Annotated in this window: 13 protein-coding genes, 4 pseudogenes and 1 riboswitch; of the genes and pseudogenes, 11 read left to right on the plus strand and 6 right to left on the minus strand. The window is 60.0% G+C overall.

The features are described from left to right. Positions 1-114 precede the first annotated feature (114 nt). Positions 115-873, plus strand: a complete 759-nt coding sequence (locus I6F33_RS30705) for a glucose 1-dehydrogenase (protein WP_225145039.1) — start codon at positions 115-117, stop codon at positions 871-873. Positions 874-918: 45 nt separating this feature from the next. After that, positions 919-2,680: pseudogene (locus I6F33_RS30710) on the plus strand (oleate hydratase). On the opposite strand, the gene I6F33_RS30715 reads toward I6F33_RS30710, so the two are convergent. Continuing rightward, entirely contained in the window at positions 2,668-3,111 is a 444-nt protein-coding gene (locus I6F33_RS30715; protein WP_225145040.1) for a hypothetical protein, read from the minus strand. The pseudogene I6F33_RS30710 and the gene I6F33_RS30715 sit on opposite strands and share 13 nt — an antisense overlap. A gap of 2,181 nt (positions 3,112-5,292) precedes the next feature. Between I6F33_RS30715 and I6F33_RS30720 the strand changes: the two genes are divergently transcribed. Both I6F33_RS30720 and I6F33_RS30725 read left to right on the plus strand, forming a co-directional pair. Next, a complete protein-coding gene (locus I6F33_RS30720) occupies positions 5,293-7,293 on the plus strand; it encodes a cytochrome c (RefSeq protein WP_225145041.1) in 2,001 nt (666 codons plus the stop codon). Positions 7,294-7,419: 126 nt separating this feature from the next. Beyond that, on the plus strand, positions 7,420-8,652 hold the full coding sequence (locus I6F33_RS30725; RefSeq protein ID WP_225129187.1) for a cytochrome P450: 1,233 nt from the start codon (positions 7,420-7,422) through the stop codon (positions 8,650-8,652). Between the two features lie 1,531 nt (positions 8,653-10,183). Here the strand turns inward: I6F33_RS30725 and I6F33_RS30730 are convergent. Continuing rightward, positions 10,184-11,416: a transposase family protein gene (locus I6F33_RS30730; protein ID WP_225145042.1), complete on the minus strand. Its 1,233-nt coding sequence runs from the start codon at positions 11,414-11,416 to the stop codon at positions 10,184-10,186. Between the two features lie 420 nt (positions 11,417-11,836). Between I6F33_RS30730 and I6F33_RS30735 the strand changes: the two genes are divergently transcribed. Next, positions 11,837-12,115: a hypothetical protein gene (locus I6F33_RS30735; RefSeq protein ID WP_225129189.1), complete on the plus strand. Its 279-nt coding sequence runs from the start codon at positions 11,837-11,839 to the stop codon at positions 12,113-12,115. Positions 12,116-13,270: 1,155 nt separating this feature from the next. On the opposite strand, the gene I6F33_RS30740 is transcribed toward I6F33_RS30735, so the two are convergent. The 4 genes and pseudogenes from I6F33_RS30740 to I6F33_RS30755 form a co-directional block, all read right to left on the minus strand. Continuing rightward, positions 13,271-13,804 carry a transposase gene (locus tag I6F33_RS30740; RefSeq protein ID WP_225145043.1) on the minus strand — a complete coding sequence of 178 codons (534 nt, stop codon included), beginning with the start codon at positions 13,802-13,804 and terminating at the stop codon, positions 13,271-13,273. 121 nt (positions 13,805-13,925) lie between these two features. After that, positions 13,926-14,297, minus strand: a complete 372-nt coding sequence (locus tag I6F33_RS30745) for a recombinase family protein (RefSeq protein WP_225130553.1) — start codon at positions 14,295-14,297, stop codon at positions 13,926-13,928. A gap of 280 nt (positions 14,298-14,577) precedes the next feature. Next, a pseudogene (locus I6F33_RS38235) lies at positions 14,578-14,853 on the minus strand (recombinase family protein); the annotation flags it as partial. Between the two features lie 127 nt (positions 14,854-14,980). Beyond that, positions 14,981-15,169, minus strand: coding sequence for a hypothetical protein (locus tag I6F33_RS30755; RefSeq protein ID WP_225145044.1), 189 nt, complete (start codon positions 15,167-15,169; stop codon positions 14,981-14,983). A gap of 305 nt (positions 15,170-15,474) precedes the next feature. On the opposite strand from I6F33_RS30755, the pseudogene I6F33_RS30760 reads away from it, so the two are divergent. The 6 genes and pseudogenes from I6F33_RS30760 to I6F33_RS30785 all read left to right on the plus strand — a co-directional run. Then, positions 15,475-15,773 (plus strand): annotated as a pseudogene (locus I6F33_RS30760) (ATP-binding protein); the annotation flags it as partial. Positions 15,774-15,981: 208 nt separating this feature from the next. Further along, positions 15,982-17,064, plus strand: coding sequence for an ISAs1 family transposase (locus tag I6F33_RS30765; protein WP_225145045.1), 1,083 nt, complete (start codon positions 15,982-15,984; stop codon positions 17,062-17,064). A gap of 1,191 nt (positions 17,065-18,255) precedes the next feature. After that, positions 18,256-18,897: an N-acetyltransferase gene (locus I6F33_RS30770; RefSeq protein ID WP_225145054.1), complete on the plus strand. Its 642-nt coding sequence runs from the start codon at positions 18,256-18,258 to the stop codon at positions 18,895-18,897. Positions 18,898-19,327: 430 nt separating this feature from the next. Continuing rightward, positions 19,328-19,474 (plus strand): annotated as a pseudogene (locus I6F33_RS30775) (IS5/IS1182 family transposase); the annotation flags it as partial. A 125-nt stretch (positions 19,475-19,599) separates the two neighbouring features. After that, positions 19,600-19,754, plus strand: a riboswitch (cobalamin riboswitch). Between the two features lie 103 nt (positions 19,755-19,857). Beyond that, positions 19,858-21,801, plus strand: a complete 1,944-nt coding sequence (locus I6F33_RS30780) for a ribonucleoside-diphosphate reductase subunit alpha (RefSeq protein ID WP_225145046.1) — start codon at positions 19,858-19,860, stop codon at positions 21,799-21,801. Further along, positions 21,792-22,865, plus strand: a complete 1,074-nt coding sequence (locus I6F33_RS30785) for a ribonucleotide-diphosphate reductase subunit beta (protein ID WP_225145047.1) — start codon at positions 21,792-21,794, stop codon at positions 22,863-22,865. The genes I6F33_RS30780 and I6F33_RS30785 overlap by 10 nt, the downstream gene beginning before the upstream one ends. The last annotated feature ends 716 nt before the right edge of the window (positions 22,866-23,581 follow it).

The following is a 23,581-nucleotide window of genomic DNA, read 5'->3' on the forward strand; positions in this document are numbered from 1 at the left end:
TCTTGGCTTGCCCGACTTTCAATGCTCGTTCTCAACCATTTTGATCAACATGCCCGTCATCCTTTTTGATGCTGAAAAACCCTGCACCGCCACTGATCGAGGGAACCAAGAGTTATGGGACGTGTGAGCGAAAAAGTCATTTTGGTAACCGGCGGGGCTCGAGGAATGGGGGCCGCTCATGCGCGCCTGCTGGTAGCCGAGGGCGCGAAAGTCGTGATCACCGATACTCTTGACAATGAAGGACCGACTTTCGCGGCCGAACTTGGCCCATCCGCGATCTATGTGCGTCAAGACGTCGCCCAGCCAGGGGAATGGTCCCAGGCGATCGCAGCTGCGGAGGGCAAGTTCGGCGCGCTGCACGGCCTCGTCAACAATGCAGGCATCGCGAGTATGGCTCCCATCGAGCGGTTCCCGCTCGAGCAGTGGGAGAAGACCCTGGCTGTCAATCTCACCGGTGTATTCTTGGGAATGCAGACTGCCCTACCTGCCATGCGCCGCGCGGGCGGAGGCTCGATCGTCAACATCTCGTCGGTTGAGGGGCTGAGGGGTAGTGCTGGGCTTCACGCCTATGTTGCTTCCAAGTTCGGCGTGCGGGGCATAACGAAGTCCGCTGCCTTGGAGGCCGCCGCGTCCGGCGTTCGCATAAACTCTATCCATCCGGGCTTCATCAACACTCGGATGACAGAGAACATCGATCTTTCCGGTTTTCCAATTCCGCTCGGGCGGCCAGCCGAGCCGCAGGAAGTGTCACAGGCAGTCTTGTTCCTGCTTAGCGACGAGTCCTCTTATCTTACCGGCTCCGAAATCGTCGTCGATGGCGGTCTGACGATCGGCGTCCCGCAGAAGTGTCAGGCGGTCGAAAACATCTTCTGACTATCAGCGGACGGATTGTCACATCAAACGAGATGGAATGTCGCGATGTATTACACCAGTGGAAATTACGAAGCTTTTGCTCGGCCCCGCAAACCCGCCGGCGCGGACAGCAAGACAGCTTGGTTCGTTGGTTCGGGGTTGGCTGCGCTCTCCGGCGCGGCCTTCTTGATCCGCGACGGGCAGATGCGTGGCGACCGTATTACCATCCTCGAACGACAGACGGTTCCGGGGGGGCGCGTTGGACGGTTGTCAGGATCCGAAAAGCGGATTCGTGATTCGAGGTGGCAGAGAGATGGAGGATCATTTCGAGTGTCTCTGGGATCTGTTTCGTTCGATCCCATCGCTCGAACTTGAAGGCGCCAGCGTGCTCGATGAGTTTTACTGGCTGAACAAGGATGATCCGAACTACACACTACGGCGGGCGACGGTGAAACAGGGGCAGGATGCCCATACCGATGGCCTCTTCACACTGAGCGAACAGGCCCAGAAAGAGCTGATTGCCCTTTTTCTTGCCACCCGTAAGCAGATGGAGACCAAGCGCATCGACGAAGTGTTCGGGAGAGATTTCTTCAACAGCAATTTCTGGCTCTATTGGCGGACCATGTTCGCCTTTGAAGAATGGCATTCGGCCCTCGAGATGAAACTTTATCTGCATCGATTCATCCACCATATCGGCGGCCTGCCGGATTTCAGTACGCTGAAGTTTACCAAATACAATCAATATGAATCGCTTGTTCTGCCGTTATCCAAATGGCTGTTGGCGCAAGGCGTCAATTTTCGCTACGGGGTCGTAGTCACCGATATCGATTTCGACATAAAGCGTGGACGCAAGCAAGCCACAGCCATTCGCTGGCAGGAGAATGGCATTGAGGGCAGTCTCATTATTGGCGCCGACGATCTTGTTTTCATGACGATCGGGTCGCTGACCGAAAACTCGGACATGGGGGACCATCACACGGCCGCCAGGCTCAACGAAGGACCGGCGCCCGCCTGGGATCTGTGGCGGCGTATTGCGGCCAAAGATGCGGCCTTTGGACGCCCAAATGTCTTTTGCGGCAATATTCCTGCAAGCAAATGGGAATCGGCGACGTTCACGACCCTGGACAAACGCATTCCAGCATACATCCGCAAGATCGCCAAACGCGATCCGTTCAGCGGCAAGGTTGTCACAGGAGGCATCGTTACGGTGAAAGATTCGAGCTGGTTGCTCAGTTGGACCACAAATCGCCAGCCGCATTTCAAGCGCCAGCCCAGCGATCAAGTCGTCGTCTGGGTCTATTCGCTATTCGTCGATAAAGCCGGCGAATACGTGAGGAAACCGATGCAAGATTGTACGGGCGAGGAAATCACGCAAGAATGGCTTTATCACCTCGGTGTACCGGTTGCGAGTATACCGGAACTCGCCGCTGGGGCCGCCAAGACGGTCCCGGTGATGATGCCCTACGTCACTTCCTTCTTCATGCCGCGGCAGGCGGGCGATCGGCCAGATGTTGTGCCGAAAGATGCGGTCAATTTCGCCTTCATCGGCCAGTTCGCGGAGTCGGGTGAACGGGATTGTATCTTCACGACGGAATACTCCGTTCGGACCGCGATGGAAGCCGTGTATATCCTCCTCAAGATTGAACGTGGAGTGCCCGAGGTATTCAACTCGACCTATGATATTCGCAAGCTGCTTGCAGCAATGGCTAGACTGCGCGACGGCAATGAAATTGAGGTCCCGGGACCTGCGTTCCTGCGCGAGCTCATTCTAAAAAAGATTGAAGCGACTGAGCTTGGCGAACTACTGAATAAATATCACCTGAGTTGATTAAGGCGCGGACGCTGCGGGCGACCGTTCGCTCGGATAGAGAAGCGCTGTCCTGCGCCGTGACGGCTCGGACTCGCCAAGGCGCGGATCAAACGTTCGCGCCGATCTTCCAGGCAACCTTTAGGCGTACTCTGGAATTCGGTGTTCTTTCGGCTTGATGTTATTCTCGCCACACGCATCCGATTAACCTCTTGCCACGAGGTGAGGGCGAAACTAGCTAGTGGCTCGTCACAGTGATTTTGATGGTTTGATACCGGCCAGCTTAGGATCGGCAAGTTTTCTGGCGGCACGAGGATTTCGATGCTTCTGGGGATGCAGGATTCGGCGGGTGGCCGTCCGAACATGTGCGAATAGGTATAGATGAACGCCAGATAATGGCCCTGCTTCTCGGTAAAGCGTGCGCCTGGTTTTTGACTCATGGATCGATTCATCCGTGCCTCCTTAGTCGTCCGTGAAGAACGGGTAAGGGGCTGATCTGGAGTCGCTTTTTTTCCGGCTGCGTCGACTTTGTGGTTGCAGGCTTTGACAGTGCGGTAGCTCGGAACCTGCAATTTGCAGTTTGAGATTCCCTCGAATCGCACGGCATGATTCGGCGCTCGTATCGGGAGGAGCCGATGCGACCGAAGAAGCCGAAGGCGACGGAGGAAGGTGATCTGTTCCGGGCCAGGCTCGAGCAGATCATCTCCTGCACGAGCGCCGGATCAAAGTCGATAGCGACTGCTGCTGACTTTGCCGTCGTTTGTCCCTGTTGCGTTGCTTGGCCTCGGCGAGCTCTCATGCGCTTGACCTTGCCGATGATGGCGTTGCGAGATACGCATCGCCACCCCTCGCAGACACCGAGTGGCCCGCGCTCCACATGCATTGCAGAAGCGACACGTCCTCAGAATCCCATGCCGATGTGGCTTGATTGACCATCGTTCGTCATCGTCACGAGCACGAGTCGATGGTCGTTTTGATTGTCGCCAAAAGCAGTGCGTGTCGATGTTTACGCTTGTTCGCCGCTATTCGATGTTCGGAAAGGTTTTTGGCTGCGACGATCGGCCTGCCTTATAAAATAGGCAGACGAACGTGTATTTATGCCTGCGGTTGCATCGTGTCCGGAAAGTTGATCCGCTTACGTTCGCTGCTGTTGACAACATGCGTTAACGGCGTTGCAATCACCAGCACGACAAACGGCGGTGAGTTTACCAACTAACAACAGCAGCTAGACCACGACGGCGTTACTGCTCGCACACGGCTACTAGCGTGGGTACCCGAGCGTTTGCGCGGAAGTATGGGCCATGCAGTCGATCCCTTGCTAGGTGTCGTCGGTGCCGGGGATCGTGCCGTTCTCGGAATACTGCCAGAGCTTCCGTTGCCGCGAAGCCGACGTCTCCGGAGGTGACGATGCTGACGTCGACTCGACTTCAACCATTTCAACAGCGACGATGCAAACTTGGTCGCTTGGATCAGCCCTGCGGGCAGCAGGCCGCCGGAGCCGCCGCCGCCGCCGCGGATGGTCGAGCAGCGCCTGGACGGCCTCGTGCAGATCGCCGAGCGGGGCTCAAACCCACCTTCGAGAAGGTCGTTCAATTCGAGCCGCAGCATCTCGTCATCCCAATCGGTGCGTCGAAGGCCTCGAAGAGACGCGACCAAGCGCGAAGCTCGAGACAATACCCGAGAGTGTACCAACAGCAACGGGACAGCTCGCAGAGATGGAAGCAAAAGTAAAAGATCAAACAGCGTCATAGCAAGTCCGCCGATCTGGAAGCTAAGCGCGCGCTGAACCGCCTGAAGGAGGTTGACCCGGAGGGATATGAGGCCTTCCTTCGTAAGCGTGAGAACTGCGGGGACACTGGCGGTTTCGGCCCGGCTGGACGGGCGAGGCCATAGTCACCACCACATTCCTCGCCGTCGCATTCGCACAACTCTGGCGCGTCGTCGCCATGCGCAGCAGCCGCTCCGGTACCGTTGTCAACGAGTTCACGCGCAATCCATGGGTCTGGCTGCGCTCGGCCTGTACGGCCCTCTGCTCGCAGTCCCTCTCTACTGGCCGCCGATGACAGAGGTCTTCCACGTCTGCCACCGACGCTCACGATGTGGAGCATTGTCGCGGGCTACAGCCTGACGCCGATGCTGCTAATTCAGGTCAGCCACGCCGTCATCGTGCTTGCAAAACGAAGCCGTTAAATGGTAGCCGCGTTGCTTGGCTCGAATTCGCCGTCTGCATCATCGTGATCGGCGTGGCCGGATGTATGCTCATGGTCATTGCGCCCTACGGAGGCCTGATCTCCGAGTGCGAGCCTATTGCCCTCAGGCGCCCGGCCGATTCCGTTCGCTCGCGTTCCCGCGGATTACAGCCCCCGATCTCCCACAGCGGACCCAACGTCACTGCAAATTCGATCGCGAGGATGGGATGGCGGCTCGAACAAGAGCTCGTCCGAACGCTCTAGATGTTCTTGTTATGCGGTCAAGTTCGCCCATTCCACAGACCACCGATTGTGACGTCAGAAAGAATAGTGATCGCGTCTCAAGGACGTCAACAGCGGGGGTAAGCCTACAAGATCATGTAGTTGTAGTATTACTGTTTGCACGGCTCTCTGCTGGAGGCCGTTCGCTGACACGGGGGAGCCATGTCGACAGTTGCCAGCGCAATTCGGCGCCTTTGGTGGCGACGCTTTCTTGTTCTTCTGGCGATCATCGTGATCATTGCTTTGATCGCAGTCATGACCAGCTCCCAGCTTGGCGCGACAATCGAAGCTCTGACGCCGCCTGGTCTCCCTGAACCGGTTTCCGCGAGCGAGCAGGTTTCGCTCGATCAGGGCTGGAACGCCGAAGACGCCGATCGATTCCATCATAAAGCCCAGGGCACGCAGACCTTACCGATCCCGCTGTCATGGTTTCTCGCCCTGGAAGCGCCGCTGAACTCGCCTTTCGCTATCCCCTTTTTCAAACGAGAACGGTTTTCTGACAACCGCTATTTACTGCGGTTTGGATTCATAGAGTCTGCCGAAAGCGAGAACAATGAGTACGGTTTGCCGATCGGCTTTGCATATTCGCCGTTTCAGTCGATCCGCGGGCTTTCGCGTAAGGAGACTGCCGTTGGATTGACCTGTGCCGCGTGCCATACCGGCCAACTGATCTTCAAAGAGAAGCGCTATGTCATTGAAGGCGGCCCCGCCGTGACCGATCTCGGTCAATTGACAAATGCGCTCCGCGCTGCGCTCGCACAGACCGCTTTGTCGGCAAAGCTACCCTTCTTCGACGGTCGCTTCGGGCGGTTCGCGAAGCGCGTTTTAGGAACCGAGTACAGCGATCTTACACGCGTCCAACTGTCCAAGGAGCTCGATGGAATACTTGGTGCTCTGATCGATCAGCCCGCTGGGATCGACGTCACGGAAGGGTTTACCCGCCTCGATGCGCTCAATCGCATCGGCAACCAGGTGTTCGCACTCGACCCCAAGCGCTACGGCAACTACGTCAACCTCAACGCCCCTGTCAGCTACCCGCACATCTGGACATCGTCATGGTTCGATTGGGTGCAGTACGACGGCTCGATTATGCAGCCATTGGTGCGCAATGCCGGCGAGGCGATGGGGGTTTCGGCGGAGCTCAACCTCACCGCCCCGCCCAAGGGGGGACGTTTTGCCAGCAGCATCCCCTTCGATAATCTGCACTGGATCGAACAACAGCTCGCTGGAAAGGACCAGCCGCTGGTGGCGAAAGCCTTCACCGGACTGAATGCGCCAGCCTGGCCCGACAGCTTTCCTGCGATCGACAAAGCCAAGGCCGCCGTGGGAGCCCAACTCTACGACAAACATTGCAGCGGCTGCCATCTTCCAGCGCTGACGCCGGACATCGTGCACGGCAAGGCCCCGGACGCGGAGTTCTGGAAGAACTTCGGCCCTATCCGCTGGCGCGGTCGCGATGGGCAGGAGAAGCAGACGAGGGAATCCGTACTCAACGTCAAGATCATCAAGCAAAGCCATATCGGCACCGATCCGGCCCAGGGCGACGTGCTGCGCAATCGCACCGTGGACACCGCCGGCAGCGAACTGGCCAGGGCGGGCCAGAGCAGCCCAGGACTCGGCCTCGACATCGATGTCTGCCAACGGAAGGCTGACAACACGCTGGATACGATCCACCTCTCGGACCATGCGATGCAACTCTACGCGCTTGCGCTCGGCGCCGTGGTCCAATCCGGCATCGACGAATGGCTTCGGTCGACCGGGACGGTCCAAGCGGAGATCGAAGGCGATCGGCCGAACTGTCTCGCGGCAGGTTTCGGCTATAAGGCGCGTCCGCTGAACGGCGTATGGGCGACTGCCCCGTTCCTGCACAATGGCTCGGTGCCGACGATCTACGATCTGCTCAGCCCGGTTGCGGAGCGCCCACAAGTCTTCCTGCTCGGTGAGCCCAGCTTCGATCCTGTCCGCGTCGGTATCGTGACACGGACGGTCGCTCCTGAAGGCAGGACCTACGACAGCAAGGGCTACTTCATCATCGATACGTCGAGGCCCGCCAATCGCAATACCGGCCACGAATTCTCGAACGAGAAGCATGAGGGCGTCATTGGCCCTGCGCTGTCTCCGGAGGAGCGCAACGCAATCATCGAGTTCCTCAAGTCGATCTGAAATTGATTGGGTCAGCTCCAACTGGAGCAGTAGCGAAGACCATCTCGCTCCCGCAGGGGGAAAGGTGGACGAAAGCCCGGATCGACCGACCAGGCGAAGCTTTTCTTGAGTTAGGGTGCGGCAGCAATGGCGGAACAGAAACAGGGGCCGGCGGCGAAGTTCCTGAAATGGATGATCGCCAAACATCCGGATGCATTGTTCGCATTCATCCGGCGCGTCAGGCCCAACCTGGCGTTGGGCGCCGCGGGGCCGGTGTTCATCACCCGCTTCCCCGACGTGCAGGAAGCGCTGAGCCGCCCCGACATCTTCAACGTCACCTATGCGCCGATGATGGACCCTTCGGTCGGCCCCTTCATGCTCGGCCGCGACTGCACCGAAATAAACCAGCGCGACAAGGGTATCATGCGCGCCTTCATGCGCATGGAGGATCTGCCGGCAATTCGCCAGAAGGTGCGCAGCCTCGCCAATGCGTCTGTCGAAAAGCAGATCTATACCCAGAACCAGATCGACGTGGTCAGCACGTTGTCGCGCCTGGTGCCCATTCAGCTGACCCGAGAATATTTCGGCTTTCCCGGCCCCGATCTGGCCTCGATGTTCCGCTGGTCGCGCGCGACGCAATATGACATGTTTCACAACCTGGACAAAGATCCGAAGGTGCACCAGGACAACATTGACGCTGGGCAGGAGATGCGCGCCTATCTGACACAACTGCTCCCGCAGCGGCGCGAGCAGCTGAAAAATGGGGCGCCGCTCGAGGACGTGTTCAGCCGCCTGCTGAATAGCCATTTTGACGATTCGATCGGCTTCGCCGACGAACGCATTATTACCAATATGATGGGCACACTGGTCGGCGGGATTGAGACCACATCGGCGGCCATCGTGCAGCTGCTCGACGAGTTGTTCAAGCGCCCGAGGATCCTGAAGGAGGCCATCGACGTCGCCAGCAGCAACAACGACCATCTGATGTATCGCTATTGCTGGGAAGCGCTGCGCTTCAACCCGATCAATCCGTTCGTGGTGCGCCACTGCCGGACCGATTACCGGATAGCCAAGGGCTCGCTGCGCGCGACGACAATCAAGGCCGGCAGCACGGTGCTGATCTCGACCCGGTCGGCGATGCGCGATGGCTTGCAACTGCCGGCGCCGTCCAACTTCGCGATCGACCGGCCGGAGTCGGTCTACATGCATCTGGGCTACGGGATGCACACCTGCCTCGGCGACCAGATCAGCCGCATCCAAGTTCCGGAAATCGTTCGCCGCATCCTGCAAATCCGGGGCGTCCGTCCCGCCGCGGAGATTGACTACGCAGGAGGGCCGTTTCCAGAGCGTTATCCCATCACCTACGACACGCCCGTCTGAAGGCCGGACTTCCCAGCAACGAGCCGCGAGTACCGATCCGGCCGCTGGCGTGGCGGCCTCTGGCGTCAGCACTAGGTCGTTCGTCGCGAAGTCTCCGTCACGCGATGCGCGTGAGATGCGTGAGGCAATAATCAATCGTGTCGGTGGTGTGTTCCGCTTGCGAAACACATCAATAGATGAGAGGCAGAGCTTCGCATGCGCGGCTACTACATTGGCTTACCGAGGAAATGGTTTAAGCGAACGGAAGCCGTACGCTGAAGCGGGCCTCGGCAACCGGCAGTTATGCACGAACATCGCGCAATCAGCGCAACAGCAATGATGCGCTCAAACGGCACCTGCAGGATCACCATTACGCGCGACGCCGACGACTACAAACAGCGCATAGCATCGAGCGCTGCTTCTGCTCGCTGATACACTCTTTCGACGCTTGGCACCCGTTATGACAGGCGAATAGGACAGGCGAACCGTCAATTTTACCGGCTTCTTTCATCGATCTCGCGGCCGCATTGGTCTGCGGTTGCACGCGTTTCCCCGTAGCCGCCCGGATTGGCAAGTGTTGGAACACGGGAACACGGGAACACGGTGTTCTACTGAAAGAACACCGGCTGAGGGATTTTATACTTAAACTGTCTTTTCACTAAATTCCGGTGGCGAGGCCGCGGGACTGCATCGTCTCGCGGCCCCATTGATTTTCGCTGTTCAGGTCCGGGCGAGTTCCTCCACCGAATTCCGACTCTTTACTCCCAGAAGGGGTAAGCGCTTCGATCGCCCGTTGGCATTCAAACGCGTCAAATTCGGGCCGTCGGCAAGTCCTCGCTGGACAGCATTCCGGAGTATGTTGTCGTGGAGTGCACATGGCTGCTGCCAACCTGATCGACAGTAGCGACGGCGATCGCACGAAAACGCGCTCCGCATCGAACATGGTGCGTGGTGTTTGACGTCCCAAGATGGCTGGAGTTCTCCCATCGAGACAGCTTCGGCCGAGCTTGTTTGGCTTTCTGGCTCTGCCAAAGGCCAGAGCCAGACTGATAAGACAAAGTCGGCTCGCTGTCGCGCGCGCCATGGAAAACTGCCCCCTCATATTGCCTCAGATGACAATGTTACCGAGCGCCCCCAGCTGTCGCGCGAATTGGACCCCGCGGGTCCGAGCAAGCCGCTCGCGAAGCGCGCCCTCCAGAGCGCCGTAGCGAGAGAGCGGCTTGCGGTGATTCGGCAAAGCAACACGTGGGATTTAGACAGCGAGGGAAGCTTGGAACGATAGTATGGTTTCGGTGCTGCTGATGAGCTGTCGAGCGACCTTTGATCGCCAATTCTTCACCAACCGCTGCACCGTACGCCGCTGATGGCCACTGAACTGACCCGGCGCATGCGCTGCCAGCCGGGAGAGGAGATCGACGGCGGACAAGTGCGGAGCCGCGGCGAGCCATTCCTCGATCATGGGAATGTATGGGTCGAGCATCGATGGCCGACGTGGCGCAGGTTTGCGCCGCACATAGCGGCGCCGATGAATGCCGCGCTGCTCACCCTGCTTTCAACCGTCGCCGAGCTCTCGGGCAAAGGCGGTCAAGTCGCTTTGCACCGGCGCGACGGTCATGGCTGGCTTTCCGGCCCGCTGATCAACACGCTTGCCCAGCTCATTTTGAGCGTCCCTCATCTGTGCCAGCAATGCCACCGGATCAAGCGTGCGGTAAATCTCACGCAGCCGACGTTTGAATGCCTCGTTGAGATGCGGGTGGACCAATGCTCTTTCGTACGGTGTAGCGGGAGGAAGATAACGCTTGATCACCTTGGCACCTTCGCGGTGCTTCTCCTTCAGCTTAAACGAGGGCTGGAAGAAATTGATGTGCAGCCGTGCCGCGGCAAACAGGCGAGCTAATGAGCGAGCGGCATCAATGCCTTCAAAGCGCCCGTAGCCCACCAGACGTCGAACGATAGCTCCATTCTTCTGTTCAACGAACGCTTGATCGTTCTTCTTGTAGGCCCTGGAACGAGTGACTTCGACATCGTGAGAACGGCACCACGAGACGACCGTGTCGTTCATGAAGGCGCTGTCGTTGTCAAAATCGAGCCCGCAAACGGGCCAGGGAAATAGGTTCTGGGCGCGCTCGAGGGCCTCGACCACAAGCGCTGCTTCACGCACAACAAGCGGAAAGCATTCGGTCCACCCCGTTGCGACATCCACCATTGTTAGCGTCTGAATGAAGGCCCCGGATACGGACATGCCGCCGTGCGCAACCAGATCCGCTTCGCAGTACCCCAGCGGAGGTGATCCCCAGTCATTGAATGTACGCACCGGGACTTGCCGCCGTACGGCACTGGAAAAGCCCGCCCGCCGTCGGCGTCCTCCGGCTGCTGCGATCCTTACGTCGCTCAGCAGGCGATCGATCGTCGCCGCGCTCACCCTCAAAACCTTAGACCGCTCATCAGCAGAAAGCTTCAATCTGCCGTGCCGTTCAAGAGCCGGAAGCAAGAACGGGATCATCGCGACGAGCCGCTTACTGCAGAGCCGGTCAGACGAGTCCCATAGCACAATCAGTGCCATACGAATGGAAGCTCCGTAGGTCCGGCCCCGCCGCCGCGGCACGGCCGACCCCGATGCCCCGTCCGCTGACAGCGCTCGGATCGCGTGCTTGCGATGCCATCCCGCAACGGCGCACAGCTCGTCTAGGATCCGTCCCTTCTCGAGCCGCCCGCTTGCCCGATAACGCTCGGCCAGCGCTGATGTGATCTCGCGCTTTGCGCGCATGCTGATCTTCCCTGCCATAGCCGCCACCGATCTGATTCGGCAGCTCCGCCCCAGACACGACAGGGAAGTTGTCCGGTAACATTTTTAGCGAGGCAATGCGGCCCTCGACGTCACGAGGAATTGCCCCCTCCTTGGATAGCCGAGGAGAGAGCGAATGAACGAGGAACGAATCAAAGGCTTGTCGTGGAGTAATCCACGGGGGCAGGTGATGAATACGCCAGATGACGTGGCGGAGATGTTGCATCTGAGGGTGTGTGGGTGAGGTCTAAAGCGGATTGCGCGCCAGCTGGGCTGCAGACGGTGAAGGACTACGTGGCGCGGGTGGGTGTAGCCGTTCAAGTCGCCTGAGCGGGCGAAGCGGGTCATGGCCTTGAAGGCTGGCTGCGCGAGAGGTTCATTCGACATTGCGGCAATGCGGATGCGGTCCGTCACGACCTGTTGGCCGAAAACGGCTTGGCGGTCAGCCGGCGAACGCTGCGACGCGCCGTGCAACCCTACCGCCAGGCACTGAAGGCCGAAGCGCTGGCGACGACCCGGTTCGAGACGCCCCCGGGGCGGCAGCTACAGATCGACTTCGGCGAGCGTCTGGTCGATATCGGCGGGGCGAAGGTCAAAGCATTTGTGTTCGTGGCGACCCGCGCCGAAAAGCAAGAGCACTGGTTCGCTGGGCTCGAGAGCCATTCACGACCTTCGATGGCGTGCCGGAGGAAGTGCTGAAGGACAATCTACGCGCGCTCGTGGTGCGCCACGGCAGATGAGCCGGTCGGTTCAGTTTAACGACAAGCTCATCACGTTCGCGAAGCATTGGGGCTTCCGTCCTCGCGCCTGCGCACCGTATCGGGCGCGCACAAAGGGCAAGACGGAGAATGGCGTCCGCTACGTGAAGAAGAACGTGATCGCGGGGCATTCCTTCGCGAGCTGCGAGGCATTCGAGACGCATCTCGCCGAGTGGGAGGGCGGGGTGGCGAACGTACGTATCCACGGCACGACGGGCGTGGCGCCGATCACTCGCTTTGCGTGTGACGAGGTACACCGTGACGGTCGCGGCTGGCGAGGTGCGCATCCGCCATGGCATGCGCGAGGTTGCAGTCACAAGCAATCGGAGGATCGCCGGCCGCGGATCGTCGAGTTCGCCCACCTCGACGGGGTTGCCTGTCGCGATGGCGCGGTCTGCCAACCAGCAAGCGCGACACCGACAGTGCCGGCGCCTTCACCACTGCCTCGTTGTTACGTCCTCTTGCCGAATACGAAGCTACGATCGGAGGGAGCTTCTGATGGTGCGTACAAAGAAGGTCACCGAAGCACCAATCGATTGGCTGGGGGCCATGCTGGCGCGCTCGCAGCTCTCCCATCCGCGACCAGCTCGACCACCTGCCCGACGAGACGGCGCGCGTGAACCTGTCGGCGCGTGAGACGCTGATCCTACTGTGCGAGCGCGAGGTCGTGGCGCAAGAATCATAGGCGCAGCCGTCGATCGACCGAAGCAGATCCGCGACCTGGCCGCGTCACGTTGGATCGCCAACGGCGAGAACGTGCTGCTGCTCGGCGCGCTCGAGTCAGGTTCATGCTGCCCATCTCGCTACCCCCTTGGAGTTGAAATCTTTTTGACCCGGATCGCCAGACGATGGCCGCCGGAACCGCCGCGCCCTTGACTTGGGGATGTTCCAGATCAACCGCTTTGACCATCCACGGTGCGCCTTTGCACAGCTGCTGCGCAGGCAAGCTCTGTTCTTCGATCAGACGGCGAGCCGTCGAAGGACTGACTTTCAACGCAGCTGGGCGCGCTCGTCCTCTCGGTAGGCCGCGATGGCGTGTTGGTTGCGCAGACTGCGAACGCGGACGCGGGCCCAACTGTTGCCACGCCCTGTCGACCTACTGGCGCGGTTGAGAACCGCGGCGATGGTGCTGTCGGGCATCTGACGCGCGAGGACACGAACGAGATCGACCACATCCGCCGCGGTGCTCGCCGGTGCGGTTCCTCCTCACCTGCAATGCCGTGTGATCGCCGCCATGCCAGTGGACAATCAAGTCCAGCACCTCGTCGCGGATGCGCACAACGATCTCATTGATCAAGCTTCGGATGATCCTGTTGCGCGTCGCAGCTGTTGCACCCGGACTTTCCCAAGCTCTCTTGAGTTCGGAACCAGGCGCAAGTAACCGATCGCGATCGATGTCGCTCAACGTCATCTCCGGCGTAGCCAACAACGTGTCGCGCTCGCCCTCAAGCTCGCGGACAGCGACCAGGCGTTCGTTCCAGCGCCGCTCCAGCTCGCCGGCAACAAGGCGATTGTCCGGCTCGACAGCCTCGTATCGCCGACGAGCGCGAGTTGCCTCGTAGCGTGCCTGCTCCAGAGCCAACTCGAGCTGACGCAGCTTGTCGGCGTGTTCACGGCCGCGCGCTTCCATGGCCGCCAGCGCCGCCCGTATACCCAGCGGCTGCAGCCGCGCGATGACCCCCGTGCTGATCGCGCGATCCGCGCGCAGACCGCCTAATGAGATGCACGGGTCTCCACCATGGTTGATCTGGCTACCGCGGCAATGATACCGCCCGACAGTACTGTGCGTACCGCTGTAGGTAACGTGAAGTTTGCTGCCGCAGTGGCCGCAACGAAGAACCCGCGAGCAGGCCTTCGCCGCTGCGAACCGAGCCTCGACTCATGAAGCTTTTTCCGTTGGCGTTGTCGGTGATCAGGCCCTGATTCTTCTCGAACTCCGCCCACGTAATGTAGCCCTCATGGTGGTCCTTGATCAAAACCTCCCAGTCGTTGCGCTCGCGCCGGAAGCCCCGCACGATCCTCTTGCGGCCGGCCTCGATCGTCACTCGACTGCCCGAGCGCCCGAAGACATAGGCGCCAGCATAGGCGGGATTGGTCAGGATGTGGTAGATCGTATTGTACACTGGTAACTTCCATTCGACGTGGCGGCCCTCGGGGCCATGGCCGACCCCCGGGCAAAGTGATTCGCTCCTGCCGTAAGCAGAGGTGGATCTGGCGCAGTGTCTGCATCTCGGCAAACTTGGTGAACACGAGTGCGAGCGCCTCCTGAATGCGCCGATCAGGGTCCTTGTCGATCCGATCGTTGGAGACCTTGAGATAGCCGATGGCGACGTTGAGGAAGAGCTCACCCCTGCGTGCCTTCTGCTTCAAGGCTTCAAGCGAGCGTTGCCCAAAGATAGATAGCTCCATCTCGCTCATCGTGCCCTTCATGCCGAGCAGAAGGCGATCGTTGGGATAGCGAGGATCGTCGACGCCATCCTCACCGACGATCAGTGTTCCAACGAGCCCGCAGAACTCCAGGAGCGTGTGCCAATCCCTACCGTTGCGGGCCAGCCGAGAGGCCTCAATCGAGACCACAGCGCCAACTTGCCCTTCGCAAATGGCGGCGAGCAGCTTCTCGAATCCGGGACGCGCGGTGCCGCCACCAGAGCGACCGAGTTCGTCGTCGATTACGGCCACCTCGCTCTAGCCCAGCTGCCGGGCAAGCTCGGCCAAGCCGTACTAGCGGCGCTCGCTCTCGCGGTTGTTGATGACCTGGTCTGCCGTCGACTGGCGAACGTAGACGACGGCCTGGCGAGCAAGGTGCTCAGGTGTGATATTGCTCACCGCCGTCCTCCCGGTTCACGTCGTGTGCCTCGACTGCGCTGTCGGTGAGCGCTTCGGTCAGAAGCTCCTTTAACAGCGCCAGCATTTGCTGTTGGGCTTCGATTGGAATGCTGCTGTATGTCGGAGGGCTCTCGAACAGATCCCCCTGACGACGTGATGCGTCCGCCATGACGGCCTCCTCGCGAATGGGACGATTCCCTGGAAGAGGAGGCTAAGAGCGCCTCGACAAGAAGACGCGCTCCAGTAGACGATCCACCGGAAGCTGCGGATCAGCTTTGAGATGGAAGGAAGCGGCGGCGGGAACCGCCATCCATGCCGGCAGCAGCGTTAAGGTGGCATCAGGTTGTCTGATAACAAAATGCGTCTCACCCCCAAGCCGCTTGCAGGAGACAATGACGACTGACGCTCCGCATCGCGGATGGAACGCGTAAAGGATCTCCACCTCAGATCCCAGACACCCGGCATTATGACGCTGGTCCGCCAGGCGTCGGCAAGACGCACCCGTCGATTGCTCTCGGGCGAGAGGCGATCCTGGACGGGTACACGGTGCAGTTCACCACGGCAACGACGCTGGTCGCGGGCCTCGCCAAGGCGCACGGCGAGCAGCATCTGGACGAGAAACTGCTCGCGCTGTCGAAGCCAAAGCTACTAATCGTCGACGAACTCGACTACCGGCCCCTGAACCCGACGCTGCGCATCTGTTCTTCCGGCTGGTCAGTCGCCGTTACGAAACCGGCGCCATGCTGATCACGTCGAACCGCAGCGTTGCCGAAGGGGCAGTTCTTCATGACGAAAAGGGGGCAGTTCCGGATGGCGTTCGACAGACTATGCTCAAGGTTGAACCCGGGCCAACTCAGCATCAAGGGCGGATAGATCTCTACCCATTCTGGGTAGGGGAATCGCATATGACGCTATCGGCGTGTTGCAAAGCGGTCGGAACTGGATTCTTTGGGTCTCTCTCGATTGCCGAGGGAGACTGGAATGCGCAAACTCAGGCGCCTGCTTCGACCGCTCAAGGATCCTCGCGCCGACAACACACGGCACGATCTGGTTGAGATTCTTATCATCGCTTTGGCGGCGACGCTGGCTGGCGCCAAGAACTGTACCGAGTTCGAGTTCTTCGGCAGGGGTCGAGAGGAGCTGTTGCGAGGGTTCCTGGAGCTTAGACACGGCATTCCCAGCCACGATACGTTCAGCACCGTTTTCCGCGCGCTGGACCCGAAGGGGCTGGAAGCCGTTTTGCGTAAGTTCAGCAAGGGCTTCGGCATCAAGGGCGTGGTCAGTATTGACGGGAAGGCCTTGCGAGGAGCCTTCACTCGTGGCCGGCGAGCCACGCCGCTTCATATGGTCAACGTCTGGGCGGCCGGCACGCGCATGGCGCTGGCTCAGGGAAAGGCTCCCAACCGCAACGAGGTTGCCGGCGTTCTCAAAGTCCTGGCTCTGCTCGATCTGGACGGCGCTGTTGTCACCGCCGATGCCTTGCATTGCCGACCCGACACCGAGCGGGCTATCCGCAAGTGCAAGGTCCACTACGTGTTGGCGATCAAGAGCAATCGCGGCCGGCTGTTCAAGGCGGCGAAGGCGCTCGTCGACACCGCCCGGAAGCCCGCGCGGGCGAGCCAGCGGAGGACAACCGCCCACGGCCGCACCGAGCGTCGGCAGGCCATCGTTACCTCGGCACCGCAATTGGCGAAGCAATACGGCTTCCCAGCCATCGCTGCCGTTGGCCGCATCGACAGTTGGCGGGCCAATACCGGCAAAGCCGCCAAGCACACGGTACGATACTTTCTGGCATCGCGTCCGCTCCCTGCCAAGAAACTGCTTGAGGTCGTGCGTGCCCATTGGGGTATCGAGAATAACTTGCACTGGGTTCTCGACGTTCTGTTCGACGAGGACGCATGCCGCAGTCGCAAGGGCCATGCCGCCGAAAACCTCGCAGCTATCCGCAAGCTGGCCATCAATACACTGCAGGCGACACCAGGCCCCGTGCGCACCAGCCACAAAATGCTCGAAGCCAGATGGAATAATGACTTCCTTCTCAGCGCTCTTGCCCATATGCGATAGCCCTACCATTCTGGGGAGGTCTTCGCTACAATGCCTCCTGATATGCTGCCCCGGCGACTACAGTTTTCCAAGACAGAATGAAACAGCATGACTCACCACGTGGATCTCGGACCCGGTGTGGCAAGCATACCAGCGCCAAGAAATCTTCCAAACCGTTCCGATCAGGGAGTGAGTTGGAACAAGTCCTACGAAGCCATCAACGCTTGTGGCCAAAAACCTCTTTTACGAGAATTACTCACGCAACTACGTCAGCCTGCTGTCTTTCCCACTATGGCAAGGATCGCGGCGGATACAACTGACCTAGGCGTCAAGTTCGACGAGGGCACGACAGCAACGTTTTCGCTCGATAGAGCTAACGCCGTTGTGCGAGCGATCGACACGTCTGACGATCAATCAAGGCACGAAAGCTCTCGCGCGATCCCAAGTTGCGTTGTCCAGTAGGTCCACGGCGGCAGCGTCGTGGTATCCAGTCGCGTTGCCTTGATCCGACAATCGCGAATCGCGGCGATGATGCGCCGAGAGCTGTTGGACACAAGAACATCAAGGAGCGCAGACAACATGCGATAATTGGAAAGCCGCTGTACTACGCATATGACTCTCGCAGACGAAAGCTCTCTCTGCCGGTGGCCGCGGACACGACGTTGGCAATGGAGGTTTCGCACTTAGCATGTGTTTTGACCAAGAAACTTACGAGAACCACTCAATACGAGACGAGGTGATGATTCCTTGCCTAGTCTGGACCTCGACGCGCGACACCTGGCAAGCTGTTTGCTCGTGCCGGAGCCCGGTTCAGGCAGCCATCGCCCGATGTTCGCCATGCCCTGACTTCTTCGCACTTGCAATCTCAGAGGCGTCCTCATGTCATTCCCTTCGCGGACGGTTGCACCCGAACCGTGTCGACCTTGAGAACGTCGGAGCTTCCTTTGGGAAGGGCGGGGCGGGTTCCAGATAGGGCGTGGAAGCGCAGAAGCCCGCCAGGAATATGTAGATCCAAGCATTGCCGACCAAGGAGCCTTCGTCCGAAGTGGCCGTCAACGTCAGCCGTCTGAGACAGGCGGAGATCTCGGAAGGGAAACCAAATGCACCCGGCGGGTCCCCGTCGGTGCATCCATTCCGCTCACCGTCAGATGTGTCGATGCCATGCTCCTCCTTGGAAGGCCAATGCCAAAACAGAGCCCCGAAAACGACATCATGACAGAAGAATCAGATATCAGATCTGCGAACGCAAACATTCGTGCAAGCACTGTCTGGACCATTGTGCTCGGCTTTGCCGCGGATCCGTTGATGCGTTGGAGCTGGCCTGACCCAAGGCAATACCTTAGGAGCATGCCTCAGTTCATTGACGCCTGTGGGGGCCGAGCATTTGCACATGGCACAGCCTACGTCGCGGGAGAGATTCGTGGCGCGGCCCTGTGGCTGCCTCCCAACGTGCAGCAAGACGAGGAGGCATTGGATGCAATCATGGCGCTATCCCTGCGCCCGGAGATTACCGAGGATATGGCACACTTGCGGCGGAGAATGGCCGAACATCGTCCCCACGAGCCACATTGGTATCTGCCGCTCATTGCCGTCGATCCGAACTGGATCGGAAAAGGGCTTGGCACGTTGCTGATGAAATACGCCCTTCAACGATGCGATGAGAACGGCATTGTTGCCTACCTCGAAAGCTCGAACCCTGAAAACATTCCCTTTTACCAACGTCACGGCTTCAAGGTCGTTGGTGAGATACAACACGGTTCTTCGCCGCCGCTCACGCCAATGTTGCGAACGGCTTCATTCCCACCCAGCAAGGCCGCGCCGCCGGATCGGCTCGTCACCCAGACTCAAGCATAGCTCATCCCGTTAGGATTGATTGCCAATAACCTGACATGACCGCGTTCGGTCAGGACGGCTTATGTTCGCGGCCAGACAACTGAGCACGTGAGGCGGCTCGCCCGGCCTGCGAAAAGCATACGAATCGCCTCTTCGGCAAAGTTGGCACGTCTGATGTGAGAGCTGGCGGGGTCAAATCCACTAAGCGTGGGACATTGCCACGGGCGGCTGCATCGATTGCGGTCGGGCTCCAGACAATTTTTGATCTAAGGGCCACAGAAAGCGATGAATGGCGAGACGCGTATGGCTACCGAAACCCGATCCGGCCCAACTCAATTCGCGGACCGCGAACCGATCGATGCCAACATTCAGGATGTCCAGGGTTGCTGTTCCCCTGTTGGAGAATTTGCGACGCCACTTCCAAAGGCTTGAGCACATCTTGGCCGATCGCAGGCGCTCGGTCGTCGAGCGCACCTTTGCGTGGCTCGGCAGATGTCGGCATCTCTGCAAAGACTTCGAAGGTTCCGCCGCTACCGAGCTCGCCTGGCCGCTCGTCGCCCATCTGAGGCTCCTAACTCGCCGATTGGCCAGGCCTTGAGACATCTATGCTTTTTGAGTGAGGCTCTCAGGACAGGCGCTCGGCGAATTTCGAACCTCGACCTCGGGGCTGCTCCAACTGGTTAACTTGACTGTGCCGTCTTGACGAGTCTGGGCAACGGCTTCTATATGTGGTGTCGTCGTGGTTTTCAATTCGCATATATGGTGGCACGGAGTTAAGGGGAACCCATTGTGCCGGCAGCGGCTATTCCGAGGCATTAGCGCGACAGCGCTGGGAAGACCCGCGAGCCAGGAAACCTACCGCGACAGAACCCATGTCCTCGGGCGGGGTGCCCGGTGGGTCGCTTGCAGCCGGGGACATTGGCCGGGTCTCCTCGCAAGTCGTCCGCACGGTCCCAGCCCCCAAATATCACGGGGTTGCCGATGTCGGCGTCTTACGATTTCGATCAGTATGGTCATCTCATTGAGCTGCCGAGTGTGCGGCAGCCCTCAGCGCAGGCAAAGCCTACCACACCTGAACTGTGTCTTGTGCAGCCCCCAGCATTGCCGGCTCCCCTGCCGAGGCCCCCCGCGCGATCGCCAACTCCGTCTGACCTTTCGCTCGATCGGTCGCGCGACGACCTGCTGACCTCGTTTGGTAGGCTGACGCTGACCGACCGCTATCTGCTCGCCGGCGAAGGCCTCCAGGACATGTTCGCCCGAGTGTCTTGCGCCTTCGCGGACAATGTTGCGCATGCCCAACGTCTATATGATGCGATGTCTCGGCTGTGGTTCATGCCGGCCACACCGGTGCTCTCCAACGGCGGCACGACGCGCGGCCTTCCGATCTCGTGCTTCCTTAACTCAGTGTCGGACTCGCTCGAAGGCATCGTCGGCACCTGGAACGAGAACGTCTGGCTTGCTTCCAATGGCGGCGGCATCGGCACCTACTGGGGTAATGTTCGCTCAATCGGCGAGAAGGCGAGGGGCGGCGTCACCTCGGGCATCATCCCGTTCATCCACGTCACGGACGGCCTCACGCTGGCGATCAGCCAGGGCTCGTTGCGGCGCGGCTCGGCGGCGGTCTATCTCGATATCCACCATCCCGAGATCGAGGAGTTCCTCGAGATCCGCAAGGCGTCTGGTGACTTCAACCGCAAGAGCCTCAACCTACATCACAGCATCAACGTCACCGACGAGTTCATGTGTGCCGTGGGCGCCGGCACCGCATTCGCTCTGCGCAGCCCGAAGACTAACGAGGTTGTCCGCGAGATCGATGCCCGCCAGCTGTGGCAACGCATCCTTGAGAACCGGCTGCAGACCGGCGAGCCTTATCTCTTGTTCATCGACACCGTGAACCGTGCGCTCCCCAAGCACCAGCGCGAGCTCGGCCTCAAGGTCTCGACCTCCAACCTGTGCAGCGAGATTACCGTGTCGACCGGCATCGATCATCGCGGCGAGGAGCGCACCGCGGTGTGCTGCCTGTCGTCGCTCAACCTCGAGACCTGGGACCAGTGGAATGAGGAGCCCGGCTTCATCGAGGACGTCATGCGCTTCCTAGACAACGTGCTCACGCACTTCATCACGGTGGCGCCGGACGGAATGAAGCGTGCCCGCTACGCCGCCCTGCGCGAGCGCTCCGTTGGCCTCGGCGTCATGGGCTTCCACTCGTTTCTCCAGGCCAAGGGCATTCCAATGGAGGGTACCCTGGCCAAGTCATTCAATCTGAACATGTTCCGAAAACTTCGTCGCGATGCCGATGCGGCATCCGTGGCGCTCGCTCGCGAGCGTGGCCCGTGCCCGGATGCCCTGGAACGCGGCGTGATGGCGCGCTTCAGCCCCAAGATCGCAATCGCGCCGACCGCCTCGATCAGCATCATCTGCGGCGGCACCAGCGCCTGCACTGAGCCGATCCCGGCCAACATCTACACCCACAAGACGCTATCCGGCGCCATCTCGGTGCGCAATCCGCACCTCGCTAAGGTGCTGGCCGCGAAAGGCGCCGACACCTCGGCGACCTGGGAGTCGATCATCGCGCACGACGGATCGGTCGCCCATCTCGACGTCCTGTCGGAGCACGAGAAAGCGATCTTTCGCACCGCCTTCGAGATCGACCAGCGCTGGATCGTCGAGCTTGCCGCCGACCGCGCCGCGTTGATTTGCCAGAGCCAGTCGATCAACCTCTATCTGCCGGCCGACGTCGATAAGTGGGACCTCCACATGCTGCACTGGACGGCGTGGAAGCGTGGGGTGAAGAGCCTCTACTACTGTCGATCAAAGTCGATCTCGCGCGCGGCGTTCGCCGGCAAGATTGCCGGGGATGCAACGCCGACGCAGCAGCCGGCGCGGCAGCGCACCGACTATGAGGAGTGCCTCGCATGTCAGTGATCGATCTGTCGCGCGCCGATCCGCGCACGTTGATCGGCAAGGGACGCGTCGGCCTCCTTGACTCGACCGGCAGCTACGACGTCGATCGCTATGCCTGGGCTTACGAGTTCTGGAAGCGCCAGCAGCAGACCCACTGGATGGGCGAGGAGGTGCCGCTCGGCGCCGACCTCAACGACTGGGCTTCGGACCGCGTCACCGACAGCGAGCGCGCGCTGCTCACCCAGATCTTCCGTTTCTTCACTCAGTCGGACATCGAGGTCGGCGACAATTATTTCAAGCGGTACATTCCGCTCTTCCAGCCACTCACCGTCCAGATGATGATGGCCGCTTTCACTAACATGGAGACGGTTCATATCGACGCCTATGCCCTGCTGCTCAAGACGCTCGGTATGCCTAAGACCGAGTTCGAGGCATTCCGCGGCTATGCGCAGATGCGCGCCAAGGCGGACTACATGCACGAGTTCGGCGTCGACAGCGTGGCGGATGTCGCCCGTACCCTGGCGATGTTCGGCGCCTTCACCGAAGGCATGGCCTTGTTCGCCAGCTTCGCCATGCTGCTGAACTTCCCACGCCACAACAAGATGAACGGCATGGGACAGATCGTAAGCTGGTCAGTGCGCGACGAGAGTCTCCACTGCGAGGGCATCATCAAGCTATTTCACGAATGGCACCGCGAAACCGGCGCGGTGACGCGCTCCGTCCGCGACGACATTGTCGACGTCGCCAAGACCATGGTGAAGCTGGAGGAGAACTTCGTCGAGCTCGCCTTCGGTCTTGGCAAGATCGAGGGCATGCTGCCTGAGCATATCCACGCCTACGTCCGCTACGTCGCCGACTGGCGACTGGCCCAACTCCGGATTGCCCCGGTCTTCGGCTTCTTCGAGGCGAAGGAGGGCGGGTTCACCCAGCTCAAGGCGCATCCGCTGCCGTGGCTCGTCGAGATTCTCAATGGCGTCGAGCACGCCAATTTCTTCGAGCAGCGCGCCACGGAGTACTCCAAGGCGGCGAGCCGCGGCAGCTGGGACGGCGAAGACGGGGTGTGGGCGACTTTCGGCCGTATCTAGCCCATTTTATTCATGCTAGCGGCATTGACAGCGGCAGGCGCCGGTAGTCGTCGCCGTCACCCGCCAGCATGACAAAGGCATAGAACCGGACCTCCTCATCGTGGCGTCTTGATTGCAGCGCGACAAAACCGGACACACAGATGGTTTGTTGGGTTAAGCCGGTACATGCGCTCCATTGCTGATGGCGGCTAGGGTTTACAGTATTTCCGCAGGTCGGTGAGGTGGGTCTCATGAAGTAAATCAGCGCAACACGGCTACGCCCTTGAGCAGACGAATGTTCTCGATGATCGCCACGGCCGCCCCCCTCGTAGGGCTAGAGGGGATTACTATCACGCAATCGGAAGTTGTAAAGAGGGCAACCCTGTCAAAGGGGGGCATCTTCATTGCAGCCCGGTCGGATCAGGCAAACCGATTTGTTCTTCATCCCCCTTCGCGCTTGATTTCGTCGCCGACCCACTGACGGTCTTCCTCGGCCGTGGCTTCGCGGAGGTGATCTACTACGAGCAGACGCTGGCAATGCGGCTCGGATGACAGCCGCGTTTCTGTCCTAGCACAAGAGTTCCGCTTCAGCGCTGCCGATCCACCTCTGGAGATTTTGCATCCGCTCTCCGAGGCGCTCCCAATTGATCCGCGCCAGCGGGGGTTCGGCAGGCTGATCGGGCGCAGAGATCGGCAGCGACGATGACGCAAGCCATCACGTCGTCGACGTTATGTCC

This window comes from Bradyrhizobium sp. BRP20 (assembly GCF_020194215.1).
Lineage (GTDB): Bacteria > Pseudomonadota > Alphaproteobacteria > Rhizobiales > Xanthobacteraceae > Bradyrhizobium > Bradyrhizobium yuanmingense.